A 17,185-nucleotide genomic window follows, 5' to 3' on the forward strand; every position below is an offset into this window, starting at 1 on the left:
TTCACACGCCGCTCCGCCGCAGGTGCGGTGGTCAGGCGGGGGTGGGCCAGTCGGCGGGGCCGGACGACCCCGCCGGGTACTCGTCGAGCGGCACCTCGTCGCGCCGCCACGCGTCGAGGATGGGGGCGACGATCCGCCAGCACTCCTCGGCGGCGTCGCCGCGGACGGCGAGCAGCGGGTCGCCGTCGAGGACTCCCGACAGCACCTCGGCATAGGCCTTGAGAGCGCCCTCGCCGAGTTCGGCCGACAGGGCGGCGCGCTCCAGCTCGAACGGGTCGTCCGCGGCGTTGAGATTCAGCTCGAGGGAGATCCGATCGGGGCCGAGCGAGAATCGCAGCACCGCTCCGTCGGACGAACCGGTGAGCCCGGTCGGCAGATGCCGCACGGGCCGGAAGCGCACGACGATCTCGGTCGCCGGCGTGCCGAGTGCCTTGCCGGATCGCAGCCGGAACGGCGTTCCCGCCCAGCGGGCGTTGCGCACCTCGAAGGTCGCCTCTGCCAGAGTCTCCGTGCGGCGGTCGGCATCCACCCCCGGTTCGTCGACGTAGGAGGGCTTCTGCGCACCGCCGACCGATCCCGCGGTGTACCGGGCCCGACGCGAGGAGGCCACCGGGTCGTCGTCCCACACGGTGGTGGCGCGGAGGACGGCGCTCGTCGCGGCGCGGAAGTCGACCTCGTCGAGCGTGGCGGGCTCCTCCATAGCGAGCACCGCGAGCACCTGCAGGAGGTGACTCTGGATCATGTCGACCAGCGCGCCGGCCGCGTCGTAGTAGCCGGCGCGCCCCTCGAGCGCGAGCGCCTCGTCGTACACGATGTCGACGGATGCGATGCTGTCGGCCGACCACAGCGGCTCCAGGATGCGGTTCGCGAAGCGCGCACCGAGCAGGTTGAGCGTGGTCGAGCGTCCGAGGAAGTGGTCGACCCGATAGATCTGTCCCTCGGGGACCAGGGCGGTGAGGGTGCGGTTGAGGGCGCGGGCACTCGCCTCATCGGTGCCGAAGGGCTTCTCCATGACGAGCATCGCCCCCTCCGGCAGCATCTCGGAGGTGAGGGCGCCGATGGAGGCCTCGGCCACCGACGGCGGCACGGCGAAGTAGAGGGCGACCTGTCCGGTGCAGCCCTCGAGCAGCGCGCGCAGGTCATCCGCCTCGGTGATGTCGGTGCGTACGTAGGTCACGTCGACGCGGGAAGCGGCGTCTGCGGCATCCATCGAGGCGAAGGCCTTCTTCACCACCGTCTCGAGGTCGGCGTCGGTCCAGTCCGCGCGGTCGGCCCCCACGATGCGCACCGCACGGGACGGCTCCCGCGTCAGCAGTTGCCCCAGTGCGGGAAGGAGGAGCCGGGAGGTGAGGTCGCCCCCGGCACCGAAGATCACGAGCGTCGTCGCAGCGGCCATGGTCCCACCGTAACCGGTCCGACCCACAGACTGTCGTGCCAGAATCGGGCGATGCCCGCTCCCATCGAGGACTATGCCCTGCTCAGCGACTGCCGCACCGGCGCGCTCGTCTCGCGCGAGGGCAGCATCGACTGGCTCTGTCTGCCCCGGTTCGACGCCCCCTCGCTGTTCGGGGCGCTGCTGGGCGAGCCGCGCAACGGATGCTGGGGCCTGCGCCCCACCGAGGCGACGGCCACCTCGCAGCGTCACTACGTCTCGGACACGTTCCTCCTCGTGACCCGGTGGGAGACGGCCGACGGCGTCGCCGAGGTGCAGGAGTTCATGCCCCTGCATCCGACGCGCAGCGACGTGGTGCGACGGATCGTCGGCATCGCAGGTCGGGTCGAGTTCGCCACCGAGCTCCGGCTGCACTTCGACTATTCGCGTCGGCTGCCCTGGGTGCGGCAGGTGGGATCGGTCGAGGACCCCGCGCTCCACGCGACCGCGGGACCGGAGGCGGTGATCGTCCGCGGGGTGCGTCTCGTCGCCGAGGATCATGTGCACAGGGCGACGTTCACGGTCGCGGCCGACGAGGTCGTCGACCTCACGCTCAGCTGGTTCCCCTCGCACGAGCATCCGCCGAAGCCGCTCGATGTCGACGAGGCGATGGCCGCCACGCGGTCCTGGTGGCAGGGATGGGCGAGCGGCATCGAGCACGAGGGTCCTTATCGCGACGAGGTCGTCCGCTCGCTGCTCGTGCTGCGGGCGCTGACGAACAAGGACACCGGGGGCATCGTCGCCGCGGCCACCACATCGCTTCCCGAGGAGTTCGGCGGCGCGCGCAACTGGGACTACCGCTTCGTCTGGCTGCGGGATGCCGCGCTGACGCTCGAGGCCCTCATCGCGCACGGGTTCCTCACCGAGGCGCACCACTGGCGGCGATGGCTGTTGCGCGCTGTCGCGGGGGAGCCGAGCGAGGTGCAGATCATGTACGGGATCGCCGGGGAGAGGGACCTCGTCGAGCGCGAGCTGTCGAGCCTGCCCGGATACGACGGCGCGGCGCCGGTGCGCATCGGCAACGGCGCGGTCGACCAGTACCAGGGCGATGTGATCGGCGAGGTGCTGGTCGCGCTCGAGTGTGCGCGGATCGCGGGTCTCGAGGAGGGCGACTTCTCGTGGCCGCTGCAGCGCGCCCTCATCGAGCAGGTGATCGCCTCGATCTCGCGCCGCGACAACGGCATCTGGGAGATCCGCGGCGAACCGCAGTGGTTCACCCATTCCCGGGTCATGATGTGGGCGGCTCTCGACCGCGGCGTCCGCGCCGTGCAGGAGCAGGGCCTCACCGGTGATGCCGGTCGGTGGGCCGAGGTTCGCGACGGCCTGCGTCGCGAGATCGACGAGCGCGGAGTGGATGCCGAGCACGGGTACTTCACGCAGCATTACGGGTCCACCGAGGTCGACGCGTCCCTGCTCGTGCTGCCGCAGGTCGGGTACTGCGCGCCGGACGACCCGCGGATGCTGCGCACCGTGGAGCAGATCGAGAGCACGCTGCTCACCGACGGGTTCGTCCGCCGCTACCGCACCGAATCGGGTGTCGACGGGCTGGAAGGGGGAGAGCATCCCTTCATCGCCTGCAGCTTCTGGCTCGTCGAGCAGTACGCGAGCAGCGATCGCCCGGGCGACGCCCGAGACCTCATGGAGCGGCTGATCGCGATGGCGAACGATCTCGGTCTGCTGTCGGAGGAGTACGACGTCGCGAATGCGCGGCAGGCGGGCAACACTCCGCAGGCGCTCTCCCATCTGAGCCTCATCCGTGCGGCGGATGCCCTCGCCGGGCACGGCGGGCGTTCCGCCCATCGTCGGTGATCCTCCTGATTTGGGGAGGCGGCGGGGGTGGGGTACAGTGGGATCAACCGAAGACCGCTGGTCATCGTCGAGCGTGTGAACGCGAGTCGATCGAAGCTCTGCTCAGCAGGGGCCCGCGCAGGACACGAACTTCTCAAAGCTCCGTGCGCTTGCGCCGGAGCTTTTCTGTTGCATGCGGTCGGAGTCGGCGCCCCACCACCGTGCGGCGCCTCGTACACACCAAGGAGTGACCATGGCGCAGAAGGATGCATCGGTCGCCGAGCTCACGAAGTCATTCGAGAACTCGTCCGCCGTTCTGCTGACCGAGTACCGCGGTCTGACGGTTGCCCAGCTCAAGGAGCTGCGCAACAGCATCCGTCAGGACGCTGAGTACGCCGTGGTGAAGAACACGCTGACCAAGATCGCCGCCAACAAGGCTGGCATCACCGCGCTGGACGACGACCTCAAGGGTCCGTCGGCCGTCGCGTTCGTGCACGGTGACTTCGTCGCCACTGCCAAGGCTCTTCGTGACTTCGCCAAGGCCAACCCGCTTCTCGTGATCAAGGCCGGCATCTTCGAGGGCAACGCCCTCTCTGCCGACGAGGTCAACAAGTACGCCGCGCTCGAGAGCCGTGAGGCTCTGCTGGCGAAGGCTGCGGGCATGATGAAGGCGACGATGGGCAAGGCTGCCGCGACCATCGACGCGCTTCGCGAAAAGCTGGAGACCGCAGAGGCCGCGTAAGCGTCCGGCGATCTCGTCTACAAACCCCATCTATCTAGGAGATACATCATGGCTAAGCTCACCACTGAGGAGCTGCTCGAGCAGTTCGCCGGCCTGACCCTCGTCGAGCTCAACGACTTCGTGAAGGCGTTCGAGGAGAAGTTCGAGGTCACCGCTGCTGCACCCGTCGCCGTTGCCGGCGCTGGTGGAGGGGCCGCAGAAGAGGTCGAGGAGAAGGATTCCTTCGACGTCATCCTCGAGTCTGCCGGCGACAAGAAGATCCAGGTCATCAAGACCGTCCGCGAGCTCACCTCGCTCGGTCTCGGCGAGGCCAAGGCCGTCGTCGACGGTGCTCCCAAGGCCGTGCTCGAGGGCGCGAACAAGGAAGCAGCCGAGAAGGCCAAGGAGGCCCTCGAGGCCGCCGGCGCCACCGTCACCCTCAAGTAATCCGCTCCGGGTCGCGGCTTCTGCGCCGCGACCCGGATGGACGCTTCACGAAAGCCCCGGGTCGCCCCGGGGCTTTCGTGCGTCCGGGGCGTGCGCCTCAGCGTCGGCTGGCGGTGGAGCTGCGCACGACCAGGGCGGATGCCGTCACGGTGCGTTCCCGGGGCGCATCCGGATGATCGATCTGCCTCTGCAGCAGCCGCACCGCCTCGTGCCCCTGCTCGCGGGGGGACTGCTTGATGGTGGTGAGGGCGAACATCTCGGCGTGCTGGTGGTCGTCGACGCCGACGATGCTGAGCTCTGTGGGTACCGCGATGCCCAGGCGCCGCGCGCCGATCATGGCCCCGATCGCGGTCTCGTCGCACACCCCCACGATCGCGGTCGGGCGTCCCCGACGGTCGCCGAGCAGCTCGACGGCGGCCGCGTACCCGCCGGGCATGGTCGGCGGTGAATCCGCGATCCGCGCGATCGACTCGAGGCCGGCGGCGGCCAGGGCCTCGAGATACCCCTCGACGCGCTGGGCGTCGCCGAAGCTCAGGTCGTCGGATTCGCTCGCGCCGCCGACGAAGGCGATGTCGGAGTGTCCCAGCTCGATCAGGTGCTCGGTGGCGATGCGTGCCGCGCCCACATCGTCGATCGACACGGCACTGGACCCCTCGCTGTAGGGGCCGACGCTGACGAGCGGGCGGTCCGATCGGCGCAGGCGGTCGAGTTCATGGGCGCTCGGCTGGATGCCGACAGCGATGATGCCGTCGAAGCGGCGCCCCGGCAGCACGGAGTCGAAGAGCCGCTCCCTGGTCGCGGTGCCCTCCGGCATCCCGTACAGGGCGAGCTCGTAGTCGAGCGCGAACAGCGACTCCTGGATGCCGGCGAGCAGCTCGGAGAAGAACCAGCGATCGACCGGCGGGGTGATCACGCCCACGGTCTGCGTGCGCCCGGTGGCGAGGCTGGTCGCCGAGGGGTGCGCGACGTAGGCGAGTGCGGCGGCGGCCTCGGCGACCCGGCGGCGCGTATCGTCCGACACGTAGCCGCGGCCGCTGAGCGCGCGACTGGCCGTCGCCTTCGATACGCCCGCACGCGCCGCGACGTCCGCGATCGTGCTCATGTGGTCCTCCTCGACCATGCGGCGGCCATCGGCCCCTCCGCCGCCGTTGTCAGCGTAACGGCTGACCTCATAAAAGGGAACCGGTTCCAGCTCGCTGTGGAGGGAGCGCTCCCACGCGAGTCTCCGCGTGCGGGCGAAAGGTTGCGAGCTTGTGATGTTCTCGTGTTGTGTCCGGTTGTCGCGCCCCGGTAGGTTGGCCTGGAATCGGTTCCCGATTCCGCGCCAGGGGCGGCGCGGAATCAGCTCGGGACCGTGAAACTCGAAGAGGAGAATTCACATGGGTCTGTCACAGCGTTCTCGGCGTTACGCGCCAATCGCTCTGCTCGGAGTCGCAGGCATCGCGCTCGCCGGTTGTGGTGCTCCCGGCGGTGCGGCCGGCGGTGGCGGAGGGGGCGGCGGTGACAACACCGTCACCATCTACGGAACGATCGTCGAGGGTGAGGCGGAACTCCTCGCGCAGTCGTGGGCGGACTTCGAGAAGGAGAACGACATCACGATCAAGTACGAGGGAAGCCAGGACTTCGAGACGCAGCTCGGCACCCGCGCACAGGGCGGGAACCCGCCGGACATCGCGATCTTCCCGCAGCCGGGTCTGTTCGCGGACTACGCGTCGCGCGACCTGCTGAAGCCGGCTCCGGATGCCGTCAAGAAGAACGCCGAAGAGGGGTGGACCCAGGGCTGGATCGACTTCGGCACCTACGACGGCACCTTCTACGGCGCTCCGCTGATGGCGAGCGTCAAGGGATGGATCTGGTACTCGCCCACCAAGTTCGCCGAGTGGGGCGTCGAAGAGCCCACGACCTGGGACGAGCTGATGACGCTCACCCAGACGATCAAGGAGAAGAGCGGCGGGGCACCGTGGTGCGCCGGCTTCGAGTCGGGCGTCGCGACCGGCTGGCCTGGCACCGACTGGATCGAAGACCTCGTGCTCCGCAACGCGGGCCCCGACGTCTACGACCAGTGGGTCAAGAACGAGATCCCGTTCACCGACCCGCAGATCAAGGACGCCTTCGACACGGCCGGCGAGATCCTGCTCAACCCGGAGTACGTCAACGCCAGCTTCGGTGACGTGCGTTCGATCAACTCGACCGCCTTCGGCGACGTGGCGGGCAAGGTCGCCAGCGGCGAGTGCGCGCTGACCCACCAGGCGTCGTTCCTCTCGGGCTTCTTCCCCGAGGGCACCAACTTCGCCGAGGACGGCGACGTCTGGGCGTTCCTGACGCCGAGCTCGAGCCCGGACGAGACGCTCATCACCGGTGGTGGCGAGATCGTCGGAGCGTTCAGCGACGACGAGGCGACGCAGAAGGTGCTGGAGTACCTGTCGAGCCCCGAGTGGGCGGACAGCCGCCTCGCTCTCGGCGGTGTGACCTCGGCCAACAAGGGCGTCAACCTCGACGTGGTCGAGGACCCGATCCTGCAGGAGTCGATCAAGCTCCTCCAGGACGACTCGGTGACGTTCCGCTTCGACGGATCCGACCAGATGCCGGGTGCGGTCGGTTCGGGAACGTTCTGGAAGGGGATCGTGGCCTGGGTCAACGGCACCTCCACGGATGAGGTCCTGACGCAGATCCAGACCGGCTGGCCCTCCAGCTGATCGGATGAGGAGGGCCGCCCCGAGGGGCGGCCCTCCTTCTCACACCCGGCCTGAGCGGTGTCGCTCGGGCCGCTCGATCTGCTCCGTCTCTGCAAAGGGGAATCCGTGAACGCGACTGTGTTCTTCCAATGGATCGGCACGTTGCCGCCGATCCTCCAGGCCGTCGCCGTGGTCATCGCCTTCGCGGTGGTCGTGGTGGTCATCCTGCTTCTCGTCGACATCGCCCCCCGAAAGGGCGCGCTCTACACCGGCATCCGCCTCGCGATGTGCCTGCTCATCCCGCTCGCGGTGATGTTCTTCTTCAACTCCTACTACTGGGCGATGGGAGTCGCCGTCGCCGTCGGTGCACTGTTCTTCTTCCTCGACTACCGCTCCCGCGACGGCGCGGGATACCTGATCCAGCTCGTCGCGTTCATGGCACCGGCGATGCTGCTGCTGCTGGCGGGCCTGATCCTCCCGTCGATCCAGACGGTCTACGCGTCGTTCTGGAACTCGACGGGCAGTGACTTCGTCGGCTTCTCGAACTACCTCTGGATCTTCACCCAGTCCGACGGCGTCTCGTCGGTCGTCAACACGATCGTCTGGGTGCTGCTCGTCCCGACCCTCTCCACCCTCATCGGCCTCGCATACGCCGTCTTCATCGACAAGACCCGCGGCGAGAAGGTCTACAAGCTGCTGGTGTTCATGCCGATGGCGATCTCGTTCGTCGGTGCCAGCATCATCTGGCGCTTCGTCTACGCCTACCGCGGCGGCGAGTTCGAGCAGATCGGTCTCCTCAACCAGATCCTGGTCTGGTTCGGCGGCGAGCCGCAGCAGTTCCTGCTGAACGGGCCCTGGAACAACCTCGCTCTCATCGTGGTGCTGATCTGGGTGCAGACCGGTTTCGCGATGGTCGTGCTGTCGGCCTCCATCAAGGGCGTGCCGCAGGAGCTGCTCGAAGCGGCCGAGCTCGACGGCGCGAACGCCTGGGAGCGCTTCTGGTCGGTCACGATCCCGTCGATCCGACCGGCACTCATCGTCGTGCTGACCACGATCTCGATCGCCTCGCTGAAGGTCTTCGACATCGTGCGCACCATGACCGGTGGAAACTACGGCACGTCGGTGCTCGCGAACGAGATGTACACCCAGTTCTCGAAGTTCGAGGCGGGACGCAGCGCTGCGCTCTCCGTCATCCTGTTCATCCTGGTGCTGCCGATCGTCATCTACAACGCGCGCCAGATCAAGAAGCAGCGGGAGATCCGATGACCGACACCGTGAAGTCAGAGACCCCCGCCAGCACGAGGGCGATCACCACCGGGGGCAGGTTCGAAGCCTCGGCCGGACGAGCGCGCAAGCGTCTCAGCCGACCCTGGGCGACCGTCGCATCGATCGTCATCGCCGTCCTCTGGACGATCCCGACGGTCGGCCTGTTCATCTCGTCGTTCCGCGAACGCGAGGCGATCGAGACGACCGGCTGGTGGACCTTCTTCACCAACCCGCAGCTGACCCTGGACAACTACGCGGCCGTGCTGCAGTCCGGCACCACCCAGCTGACGATCCTGGAGTCCTTCTTCAACTCGATCGTGATCACGATCCCGGCCACGATCATCCCGCTGATGATCGCGGCCATGGCGGCGTACGCCTTCTCGTGGATCGAGTTCAAGGGACGCAACGCGCTGTTCATCTTCGTGTTCGCCCTCCAGATCGTGCCGATCCAGATGGCGCTGGTCCCGCTGCTGTCGTCGTTCTCGCGGGGCATCAACCTCTTCGGGGTGCAGGTGACGCTGGGGCTCGATGTCGCGGGCGGGTATGCGCAGGTCTGGTTCGCCCACACCATGTTCGCGCTGCCCCTGGCGATCTACCTGCTGCACAACTTCATGTCGGAGATCCCGGGCGAGATCATCGAGGCCGCGCGCGTCGACGGTGCATCGCGCGGGCAGATCTTCTTCCGCGTGGTGCTGCCGCTCACGATGCCGGCGATCGCGTCGGTCGCGATCTTCCAGTTCCTCTGGGTCTGGAACGACCTGATCGTCGCCCTGGTGTTCGCCGACGGCGCCGCCTCGCCGATCACGAAGGTGCTCGCCGAGATCACCGGTCGCGGCGAGGGCTGGTACCTGCTCACCGCCGGGGCGTTCGTGTCGATCATCGTTCCGCTGATCGTATTCTTCTCGCTGCAGCGGTTCTTCGTCCGCGGACTCCTGGCCGGGTCCACGAAGGGCTGATCCGGCAGGTTACGGAAGCGGATGACACGATGCCGCGATCGGGTGACATACAGTCCCGGTCGCGGCATCGTCGCACGTACGCTGTGAACATGAAGTACGCAGACTCCATCGTCGACCTCGTCGGCGACACGCCCCTCGTGAAGCTCCGGCATGTCACCGAGGGCGTGGAGTGCACCGTGCTCGTGAAGCTCGAGTACCTGAACCCGGGAGGGTCGGCGAAGGACCGCATCGCCTCGCGCATCATCGACGCGGCCGAGGCCTCGGGAGAGCTGAAGCCCGGCGGCACGATCGTCGAGCCGACGAGCGGCAACACCGGCGTGGGCCTCGCCCTCGTGGCGCAGCAGCGCGGCTACACCTGCGTCTTCGTGCTGCCCGACAAGGTCGGCGAGGACAAGATCGACGTGCTGCGCGCTTACGGCGCGCAGGTCGTCGTCACCCCCACGTCGGTCGCCGCCGACAGCCCGGAGTCGTATTACAGCGTGAGCGATCGACTCGCCCGCGAGATCCCCGGCGCCTTCAAGCCCAATCAGTACGAGAACCCGAACGGCCCCCGCAGCCACTATGAGACCACCGGTCCCGAGATCTGGCGCGACACCGACGGGCGGATCACGCACTTCGTCGCCGGCGTCGGCACCGGGGGCACCATCACCGGCACCGGCCGCTACCTGCGCGAGGTGTCGGACGACCGCGTGCGCATCGTGGGCATCGACCCCGAGGGCAGCGTGTACAGCGGGGGGACGGGACGCCCGTACCTGGTCGAGGGCGTGGGCGAGGACATCTGGCCCGGCGCCTACGATCCGAGCGTGCCCCATGAGATCGTTGCGGTCGGCGACGCCGAATCATTCGCGATGACCCGGCGGCTCGCCCGCGAGGAGGGGATCCTCGTCGGAGGATCCAGCGGGATGGCCGTCGTCGGAGCGCTGCGGATCGCACGCGAGCTGCCGGCCGACGCGATCATGGTGGTGCTGCTGCCCGACGGCGGGCGCGGCTACCTCGGCAAGATCTTCAACGACGGCTGGATGCGGTCGTACGGCTTCAGCGAGGTGGAGGAGGGGGAGACCGTCGCCGACGTGCTGGCGACCCGTTCCTCCCGGCGCGGCGAGGGGATCCCCGACCTCGTGCACGCGCATCCCACCGACACGGTGCTCGAGGCCATCGGCATGATGACCGAGTACGACGTGTCGCAGCTCGTGGTGCTGAGCGCCGAGCCGCCCGTCATGATGGGCGAGGTCGTCGGCACGGTCGACGAGAAGGGGCTGCTCGACCTGCTGTTCCGCGGAGACGCGAAGCCGGCCGACGCGGTCGGCCAGCACGTGGGGGAGAGGCTGCCGCTCATCGGCATCCACGCGCCCCTCGCGCAGGCGCGTGCCGCACTCGCCGATGTCGACGCGCTGCTGGTGACCGCCGACGGCAAGCCCCACACCGTGCTCACCCGCCAGGATCTGCTCTCGTACATCTCGCGGTGAGTCGCGGGCGACCCCGGGCGTAACAGGAGCGGATGCCGTCACCCGGCCGGACGTAGGGTGGAGGGCATGTCAGAGCATGCCTTCGCCACCCGAGCCATCCACGCAGGTCAGGCGCCCGACCCCACCACCGGGTCGATCATCCCGCCCATCTACCAGGCCTCCACCCATGTGCAGGACGGCATCGGCGGGTTCCGCGGCGGCTACGAGTACAACCGTGCGGGCAACCCCACCCGCTCATCGCTCGAGACGCAGCTCGCCGCCCTCGAGGGCGGAACGACCGCGCTGTCGTTCGCGTCGGGGCTCGCGGCCGAGGACGCGCTGCTGCGCGGCATCCTCAGGCCCGGGGACCACGTCGTTCTCGGCAACGACGTCTACGGCGGCACATATCGCCTGTTCGCGCGGGTGTTCGCGAACTGGGGCGTCGAGACGACGACGGTGGAGTTGTCCGATGCCGATGAGCTGCGTGCGGCGATCCGCCCGGAGACGAAGATCGTCTGGGTCGAGACGCCCAGCAACCCGCTGCTCAAGATCGTCGACATCGCGGCCGTCTCCGAGATCGCGCACGCGGCCGGTGCGATCGCCGTCGTCGACAACACCTTCGCCTCGCCGGCGCTGCAGCAGCCGCTCTCCCTCGGTGCGGATCTGGTCGTGCACTCCACCACGAAGTATCTCGGCGGGCATTCCGACGTCCTCGGCGGAGCGGTGGTGTTCGGCGACGACCGCTTCGTCGAGCAGGTCACGTTCCAGCAGTTCGCCGTCGGCGCCGTGTCGGCGCCCTTCGACGCCTGGCTCACGACGCGCGGCATCAAGACGCTCGCGGTGCGCGTGCGACAGCACTCCGAGAACGCGCAGGCGATCGCCGAGTGGGCGACCGGACGCCCGGAGTTCTCGACCGTCTACTACCCGGGACTCGACTCGCACCCCGGCCATGACATCGCGGCGGCCCAGATGAGCCGGTTCGGCGGGATGCTGTCGCTCGGCCTCTCGGCCGGAGCCGGCGCGGCGAAAGCGTTCGCCGAGTCGACCGAGCTCTTCCAGCTCGCGGAATCGCTCGGCGGCGTCGAGTCGCTGATCGGCTATCCGCCGGACATGACGCACGCCTCGGTGCGCGGCACCGCTCTCGCCGTGCCGGAGAACGTCGTCAGGCTGTCGGTGGGGATCGAAGGCGTCGACGACCTCATCGCCGACCTCGAGCAGGGGCTCGCCCGACTCTGAGGTCGACCGGTCGGCGGGACGCGCCTCCCCACATCTGCAGGTCCCGAAGACGGATGCAGGCGGGAACCCCCGGGGTTTTCGTCCTGCATCCGTCTTCTCGGCATGCGGATGCGCGCGAGCGGGGAGGTAGCATGGAGGCTCGCCCGGATCGAATCGATTCGAGATTCCTCGACCATCCGACCGTGCTGCGACTCGATCCCCTCCCCTCGACATCCCGGAAGGACCGTCGTGCCCGACGCTCCACGCACAGACTCCATTCCCACGACGCCCGACGTCGAGCGGACGGCCACCGGTAGCATCCGCGTCCCGTCCGCCACCGGCGCGATCCGCACGCTGGGCTCGAATCCCGCCACCGCGCCGATCATGCTGCACCCCGGCGACTCGCTCTCGAACGGCCGTCGCGCGCTGTACATCGTGCTGCTCGGCGCACTCACCGCTCTCGGTCCGTTCACGATCGACCTGTACCTGCCGGCGTTCCCCGTGCTCGAGCAGGATTTCGAGACCACCGCGGCGGCGATCCAGCTCACCCTCACCGGGACGATGATCGGCTTCGCGCTCGGTCAGCTCGTGGTCGGACCGCTGAGCGACAAGGTCGGTCGGCGGGTGCCTCTGATCGCCGTGACGGCGTTGCACGTGCTCGCGAGCGCCGCAGCCGCCTACGCCCCCACTCTTCCGCTGCTCAGCGGCGCCCGCGTGCTGATGGGCGTGGGTGCCGCGGCCGGCGGCGTCGTCGCCATGGCGATCGTGCGCGACCTGTTCGGCGGGCGTCGTCTGGTCGTGATGCTCTCGCGGCTCGCCCTCGTCTCGGGGGTCGCCCCGGTCGCCGCGCCGCTGATCGGCTCGTGGCTGCTCACGCTCATGCCCTGGCGCGGGATCTTCGTCGTGCTCGCGCTCTACGGCGTGGTCATGCTCGTCTCGACCGCGCTGTTCGTGCCCGAGACGCTGCCGGCCGCCCGGCGTCAGGAGAAGGGCGGCGCCACGGTGCTGCAGCGCTACCGCTCGGTGTTCTCCGACCGCGTCTTCATCGGCGTGCTCATCATCGGCGGCATGACCTTCTCGGGTCTGTTCTCGTACCTGTCCGCGTCGCCGTTCCTGTTCCAGCAGACGCACGGTCTCGACGCGCAGCAGTACGGGCTCCTCTTCGCGGTGAACTCGCTGGGCGTCGTCGCCGGTGTGCAGACCGCCTCGCGGCTCGCCGCGCGGTTCGGTCCGCAGTGGGTGATGGCCTACTCGACCGCCGTGCTGCTGATCGCAGGCGCGGCGATCATCGTCACCGACCAGCTCGGCCTCGGGCTGTGGGGCACCGTCGTCCCGCTCTTCGTCTTCATGACCGCCTGCGGATTCACCTTCCCGAACGTGCAGGTGCTGGCCCTCGACCGACACGGCAAGGCGGCGGGCACCGCGGCCTCGGTTATCGGGGCCACCAACTTCGGCGTCGCGGGGCTCATCTCCCCGATCGTGGGGTGGATCTCGCAGGGCGCGGGGATCACCGCCACCACGATGGCCTCGGTCATGGTCGGCTGCGCGGCGATCGGCGTGCTGTCGCTGTGGCTCATCGTGCGTCCGCGCACCGTGGGGATGCTCGCCCCCTGACCGCTCGGCGCCAGACGACTCGGCCCAGCGTCCCGAACGCCCAGGCTCCGACCGGCAGAATGGTCGGATGAGAACACGTGCGCTGCTGTGGTGGGGAATCGGGATGCTCGCTGCGGCGACGCTCCTCGGGGCGGCCATCGTCTTCGGGTACACCGAGCCGCCCGGGTTCGACGTCTGGTGGAACCGGGAGGTCGTCGAGAACCGCGCCGACTGGATGCTGTCGTTCGCCCTGACCCTCGATCACATCGGCGGCGGCTGGGTGGCGATCCTCGTCGTGCCGCTGCTCGTGATCCTCGCGCTGCTCATCGCGCGGCGATGGCAGGCGGCCGTCTTCGCCGCCATCGCCTTCCTCGCGAGCGCGGGAGCCGTGCAGCTGCTCAAGCAGCTCTTCGGTCGCGCGCGCCCGGAGGACATGATCGTCGCGAGCGACTTCGGGTCCTTCCCGTCGGGGCACACCGCGAACGCGGCGACGATCGCCGTGGTGCTCTGGCTGGTGTTCCCGCGTCTGTGGACGGCGATCCTCGGCATCGCCTGGATCGTCCTGATGGCGATCTCGCGCACGCTGCTGTCGGTGCACTGGGCGACCGACACGCTGGGCGGAGCGCTGCTCGGGGCCGGTGTCGTCCTGGTGCTCGGCGCGCTGCTCCTGCCGTGGGTGCGGCGGGACTCGCGGCGGGAGCCGGCACCCGCGCCGATAGGCTGAGCGCACACCCCATCTCATCGAGGAGCCGTCGTGTCCCGCATCCGTCCGTACCGTCCGTCCGATCGCGCCGCACTGTACGAGATCTGCACGAGGACCGCGGACGCCGGCGCCGACGCCACGGGCGTCCTCTCGGACGACGCGCTGTGGGGTGACCTCTTCGCCGTGCCCTACGTGGAGCGGCATCCGGATCTCGCGTGGGTGGTCGAGGCCGACGACGGCCGGGCGATCGGGTACATCGTCGCGACCGACGACACCGAGGCGTTCGCGACCTGGTTCCGTGACGAGTGGTGGCCGGCCCTGCAGGGGCGCTACCCCCGCGCCGAGACTCCGACGACCCGCGAGGAGCGGATGATCGAGCACGGCTACACCCAGGCGCCCGGACGCGACGCCCACTCCGCGGAGTACCCCGCGCACCTGCACATCGACCTGCTTCCGGAGACGCAGGGGCAGGGACTCGGTCGGCAGCTGATCCGGACCCTGTTCGCCGAGCTCACCCGGCGCGGGGTGCGCGGACTGCACCTGGGCATGGACCCGAACAACACCGGCGCCGCGGCGTTCTACGAGCGCCTCGGCATGACGCCGTTGCCGGCGGAGCCCGGCGGCCAGAGCTACGGTGTGCGCTTCTGACCCGACCGCGGCGTGGCGGGGCGGTGACGGCGGGACTCCGATCCTCGCTGGCGCTCGGTTCTCCCCGAATCCCACGGTGCTCGATAAAAAGATCAAGGGCCCCCGCTGGCGCGGAGACCCTTGATCTTTTTGGCGGTGACGGCGGGACTCCGGTGCTCGCTGCGCTCGCTCCTCCCCGAATCCCCAACGCTCGATAAAAAGCACGAAGGGCCCCCGCTGGCGCGGAGACCCTTCGTGCTTTTTGGCGGTGACGGCGGGATTCGAACCCGCGGTTGCTTGCACAACACACGCTTTCCAAGCGTGCTCCTTCGGCCGCTCGGACACGTCACCAGGAACAACCTGAACAGTCTAGCCGATCGGATGGAGGGGCCATGACCAGGCGGGGGCGGAGGGGACGCCCACGCCTGGTCGCGGTTCGGATGTACCGGAATGCGATCGTGCGAGCCGTTGCATCCGGGCTACGCGGTTCCTATCCTCGAATGAGGACGTTATGCTGTCAGGCGTACGTGTCAGTTCATGGAAGGACCTCGATGACGACCGTCGGTTCGACACCCCTGATCAGCAGCTCTGTACGCTCCGCGATGCGGGCGGCGCATGCGCGAGCCCTCGCGGAGATGGGGGCGCGCGGTCTCGGTCGCGTCAGATTCGGGTGGCGGGATCGCTCCATCGGCTCGGTCGTCGAGCACGCCGGGGCGCAGGTGTGGCTGCGGGTGGTCCGCTCCCGTCGTGCGCAGGCGGGCGGCGATTGGTGGACCGGCAATGTCGACGCGTCGACGCTCGTCGGCATCCCCAAGCCCAGGGTGCTCGACGTACGGGCCTGGGAGGATGCCTCCCTCGTCTACCGAGCAGAGCTCATGAGCCTGCTGCCGGGCCGGGCCTGCGCATCGACGGCGGTGCTCGAGCGGGTGCCGCGGCTGGGTGACTCGTGGTGGGAGGCGCTCGTCCAGAGCCTCGGCACGGTGTCACAAGCGACGACGGAGCGCAGAGTGCTCGACCCAGAGACCGTGCAGCGCCGCGTCTCGGTGTTCTTCGGCATCGATCTCGACGTCGACCCGAGCGCCTGGGTGCCCGGGCACGGAGACCTGCATTGGAACAACCTGCACTGCGATCCGTTCGCCATCGCCGACTGGGAGGCGTGGGGGCTCGCACCTCGGGGATACGACGCGGCGTTCCTGCTGGGGCATTCGCTCGGTGTGCCGCGCATCGCCGAACGGATCTCCCGCCTCTTCCGCGCCGACCTCGAGTCCGAGGGCGGTGTCGTCTCGCAGCTGTACGTGATGACGAGGCTGCTCGCCCGCGCCGACGCCGGAGAGAACGTCGCACTGGTCCCGGCCGTGCACCGCCATGTCGGCCGGCTGCTGGGTGCCAGGGCCCCGCTGCGCACGACGTAGGATCTCTGGGTGGCAACCCCCAAGATCGTCCTCTTCTACGTCTTCACCCCGATCGCCGACCCCGAGGCGATCCGGGTGTGGCAGCGAGACCTCGGAGAGGCGCTGGGGCTGCGCGGTCGACTGCTGATATCGAAGGACGGGGTCAACGGCACCCTCGGCGGCGACGTACGCGTGCTCAAGCGCTGGGCGCGGTCGTTCCGCTCGTACGCGCCGTTCGCCGACACCGACATCAAGTGGAGCGACGGCACCGGCGTCGATGCCGACGGGCGCAGCATCGACTTCCCGAAACTGAGCGTCAAGGTGCGCGAGGAGATCGTCTCGTTCGGGGCTCCGGGCGAGCTGCGGGTCGACGAGCACGGCGTCGTGGGCGGCGGTCAGCGCCTCACTCCCGACGAGCTGCACGAGCTGGTCGAGCGCCGCGGCGACGACGTCGTCTTCTTCGACGGGCGCAACGCGCTGGAAGCCCAGATCGGACGATTCCGCGGGGCCGTGGTGCCTGACACCGAGACCACCCGCGACTTCGTCCAGCTGCTCGACTCGGGCGCGTACGACGACCTCAAAGGCAAGCCGGTCGTCACCTACTGCACGGGCGGGATCCGCTGCGAGGTGCTCTCGAGTCTGATGACCGCACGGGGCTTCGGAGAGGTGTACCAGCTCGAGGGCGGCATCGTCCGCTACGGGGAGCAGTACGGCGACGACGGACTGTGGGACGGATCCCTCTACGTCTTCGACAAGCGCGGGTCGGTGGACTTCTCGCCCCACGCCGCCGTCATCGGCCAGTGCGTCGGATGCGGCGCGGCCACCAAGCGCACGGCCAACTGCCCCGATGCGTCATGCCGCACCCAGTTCGTCGTCTGCGAGGACTGCGACTCCGTGCGCTGCGAGCGCCACGCCGCCTGACCGCG

At 68.9% G+C, this 17,185-nt stretch carries 15 protein-coding genes and 1 tRNA gene; 13 read left to right on the plus strand and 3 right to left on the minus strand.

Annotation, left to right across the window (positions count from 1 at the left end; genetic code table 11):
- Positions 1-31: 31 nt before the first annotated feature.
- On the minus strand, positions 32-1,396 hold the full coding sequence (locus FQ142_RS05595; RefSeq protein WP_149422540.1) for a glucose-6-phosphate dehydrogenase: 1,365 nt from the start codon (positions 1,394-1,396) through the stop codon (positions 32-34).
- A gap of 51 nt (positions 1,397-1,447) precedes the next feature.
- Between FQ142_RS05595 and FQ142_RS05600 the strand changes: the two genes are divergently transcribed.
- The 3 genes from FQ142_RS05600 (at position 1,448) to rplL (ending at position 4,388) form a co-directional block, all read left to right on the plus strand.
- Positions 1,448-3,241: a glycoside hydrolase family 15 protein gene (locus FQ142_RS05600; RefSeq protein ID WP_149422541.1), complete on the plus strand. Its 1,794-nt coding sequence runs from the start codon at positions 1,448-1,450 to the stop codon at positions 3,239-3,241.
- Between the two features lie 232 nt (positions 3,242-3,473).
- A complete protein-coding gene (gene rplJ / locus FQ142_RS05605; protein WP_045254248.1) occupies positions 3,474-3,962 on the plus strand; it encodes a 50S ribosomal protein L10 in 489 nt (162 codons plus the stop codon).
- Between the two features lie 48 nt (positions 3,963-4,010).
- Positions 4,011-4,388, plus strand: coding sequence for a 50S ribosomal protein L7/L12 (gene rplL / locus FQ142_RS05610; RefSeq protein ID WP_056420148.1), 378 nt, complete (start codon positions 4,011-4,013; stop codon positions 4,386-4,388).
- 97 nt (positions 4,389-4,485) lie between these two features.
- Here the strand turns inward: rplL and FQ142_RS05615 are convergent, their stop codons facing one another.
- Entirely contained in the window at positions 4,486-5,490 is a 1,005-nt protein-coding gene (locus FQ142_RS05615) for a LacI family DNA-binding transcriptional regulator (RefSeq protein WP_149422542.1), read from the minus strand.
- A 277-nt stretch (positions 5,491-5,767) separates the two neighbouring features.
- Between FQ142_RS05615 and FQ142_RS05620 the strand changes: the two genes are divergently transcribed.
- The 8 genes from FQ142_RS05620 to FQ142_RS05655 all read left to right on the plus strand — a co-directional run bounded on the left by FQ142_RS05620 (position 5,768) and on the right by FQ142_RS05655 (position 14,889).
- Positions 5,768-7,084: an ABC transporter substrate-binding protein gene (locus FQ142_RS05620; protein ID WP_149422543.1), complete on the plus strand. Its 1,317-nt coding sequence runs from the start codon at positions 5,768-5,770 to the stop codon at positions 7,082-7,084.
- A gap of 105 nt (positions 7,085-7,189) precedes the next feature.
- Entirely contained in the window at positions 7,190-8,329 is a 1,140-nt protein-coding gene (locus tag FQ142_RS05625) for a carbohydrate ABC transporter permease (RefSeq protein WP_056420510.1), read from the plus strand.
- Complete coding sequence (locus tag FQ142_RS05630; RefSeq protein WP_056420153.1) at positions 8,326-9,285, plus strand: carbohydrate ABC transporter permease; 960 nt, start codon at positions 8,326-8,328, stop codon at positions 9,283-9,285. Before FQ142_RS05625 ends, FQ142_RS05630 begins: the two co-directional genes overlap by 4 nt.
- Positions 9,286-9,374: 89 nt before the next feature.
- The gene (locus FQ142_RS05635; RefSeq protein ID WP_149422544.1) at positions 9,375-10,751 is read left to right on the plus strand and encodes a cystathionine beta-synthase; all 1,377 of its coding nucleotides are present in this window, start codon (positions 9,375-9,377) and stop codon (positions 10,749-10,751) included.
- 66 nt (positions 10,752-10,817) lie between these two features.
- Complete coding sequence (locus FQ142_RS05640) at positions 10,818-11,966, plus strand: cystathionine gamma-synthase (RefSeq protein ID WP_149422545.1); 1,149 nt, start codon at positions 10,818-10,820, stop codon at positions 11,964-11,966.
- 228 nt (positions 11,967-12,194) lie between these two features.
- Positions 12,195-13,559, plus strand: coding sequence for a multidrug effflux MFS transporter (locus FQ142_RS05645; protein ID WP_410477426.1), 1,365 nt, complete (start codon positions 12,195-12,197; stop codon positions 13,557-13,559).
- Positions 13,560-13,626: 67 nt separating this feature from the next.
- Complete coding sequence (locus FQ142_RS05650; protein WP_149422546.1) at positions 13,627-14,262, plus strand: phosphatase PAP2 family protein; 636 nt, start codon at positions 13,627-13,629, stop codon at positions 14,260-14,262.
- A 30-nt stretch (positions 14,263-14,292) separates the two neighbouring features.
- Entirely contained in the window at positions 14,293-14,889 is a 597-nt protein-coding gene (locus FQ142_RS05655; RefSeq protein WP_149422547.1) for a GNAT family N-acetyltransferase, read from the plus strand.
- A 242-nt stretch (positions 14,890-15,131) separates the two neighbouring features.
- On the opposite strand, the gene FQ142_RS05660 is transcribed toward FQ142_RS05655, so the two are convergent.
- Positions 15,132-15,219: transfer RNA gene (locus tag FQ142_RS05660), tRNA-Ser, on the minus strand.
- A gap of 200 nt (positions 15,220-15,419) precedes the next feature.
- Here FQ142_RS05660 and FQ142_RS05665 point away from each other — a divergent pair.
- On the plus strand, positions 15,420-16,280 hold the full coding sequence (locus tag FQ142_RS05665; protein WP_149422548.1) for an aminoglycoside phosphotransferase: 861 nt from the start codon (positions 15,420-15,422) through the stop codon (positions 16,278-16,280).
- A 9-nt stretch (positions 16,281-16,289) separates the two neighbouring features.
- The gene (locus FQ142_RS05670; protein ID WP_149422549.1) at positions 16,290-17,180 is read left to right on the plus strand and encodes a rhodanese-related sulfurtransferase; all 891 of its coding nucleotides are present in this window, start codon (positions 16,290-16,292) and stop codon (positions 17,178-17,180) included.
- The last annotated feature ends 5 nt before the right edge of the window (positions 17,181-17,185 follow it).

Source organism: Microbacterium sp. ANT_H45B, from assembly GCF_008369345.1.
Classification (GTDB): Bacteria; Actinomycetota; Actinomycetes; order Actinomycetales; family Microbacteriaceae; genus Microbacterium.

What these genes read in the sequence shown, in the direction of transcription:
- rplL (WP_056420148.1), top strand. Translation starts at nt 4,011, where the DNA reads ATGGCTAAGCTCACCACTGAGGAGCTGCTCGAGCAGTTCGCCGGCCTG.
- FQ142_RS05620 (WP_149422543.1), top strand. Translation starts at nt 5,768, where the DNA reads ATGGGTCTGTCACAGCGTTCTCGGCGTTACGCGCCAATCGCTCTGCTC.
- FQ142_RS05640 (WP_149422545.1), top strand. Translation starts at nt 10,818, where the DNA reads ATGTCAGAGCATGCCTTCGCCACCCGAGCCATCCACGCAGGTCAGGCG.
- FQ142_RS05600 (WP_149422541.1), top strand. Translation starts at nt 1,448, where the DNA reads ATGCCCGCTCCCATCGAGGACTATGCCCTGCTCAGCGACTGCCGCACC.
- FQ142_RS05635 (WP_149422544.1), top strand. Translation starts at nt 9,375, where the DNA reads ATGAAGTACGCAGACTCCATCGTCGACCTCGTCGGCGACACGCCCCTC.
- FQ142_RS05615 (WP_149422542.1), bottom strand. Translation starts at nt 5,490, where the DNA reads ATGAGCACGATCGCGGACGTCGCGGCGCGTGCGGGCGTATCGAAGGCG.
- FQ142_RS05630 (WP_056420153.1), top strand. Translation starts at nt 8,326, where the DNA reads ATGACCGACACCGTGAAGTCAGAGACCCCCGCCAGCACGAGGGCGATC.
- FQ142_RS05665 (WP_149422548.1), top strand. Translation starts at nt 15,420, where the DNA reads ATGACGACCGTCGGTTCGACACCCCTGATCAGCAGCTCTGTACGCTCC.
- FQ142_RS05595 (WP_149422540.1), bottom strand. Translation starts at nt 1,396, where the DNA reads ATGGCCGCTGCGACGACGCTCGTGATCTTCGGTGCCGGGGGCGACCTC.
- rplJ (WP_045254248.1), top strand. Translation starts at nt 3,474, where the DNA reads ATGGCGCAGAAGGATGCATCGGTCGCCGAGCTCACGAAGTCATTCGAG.
- FQ142_RS05650 (WP_149422546.1), top strand. Translation starts at nt 13,627, where the DNA reads ATGAGAACACGTGCGCTGCTGTGGTGGGGAATCGGGATGCTCGCTGCG.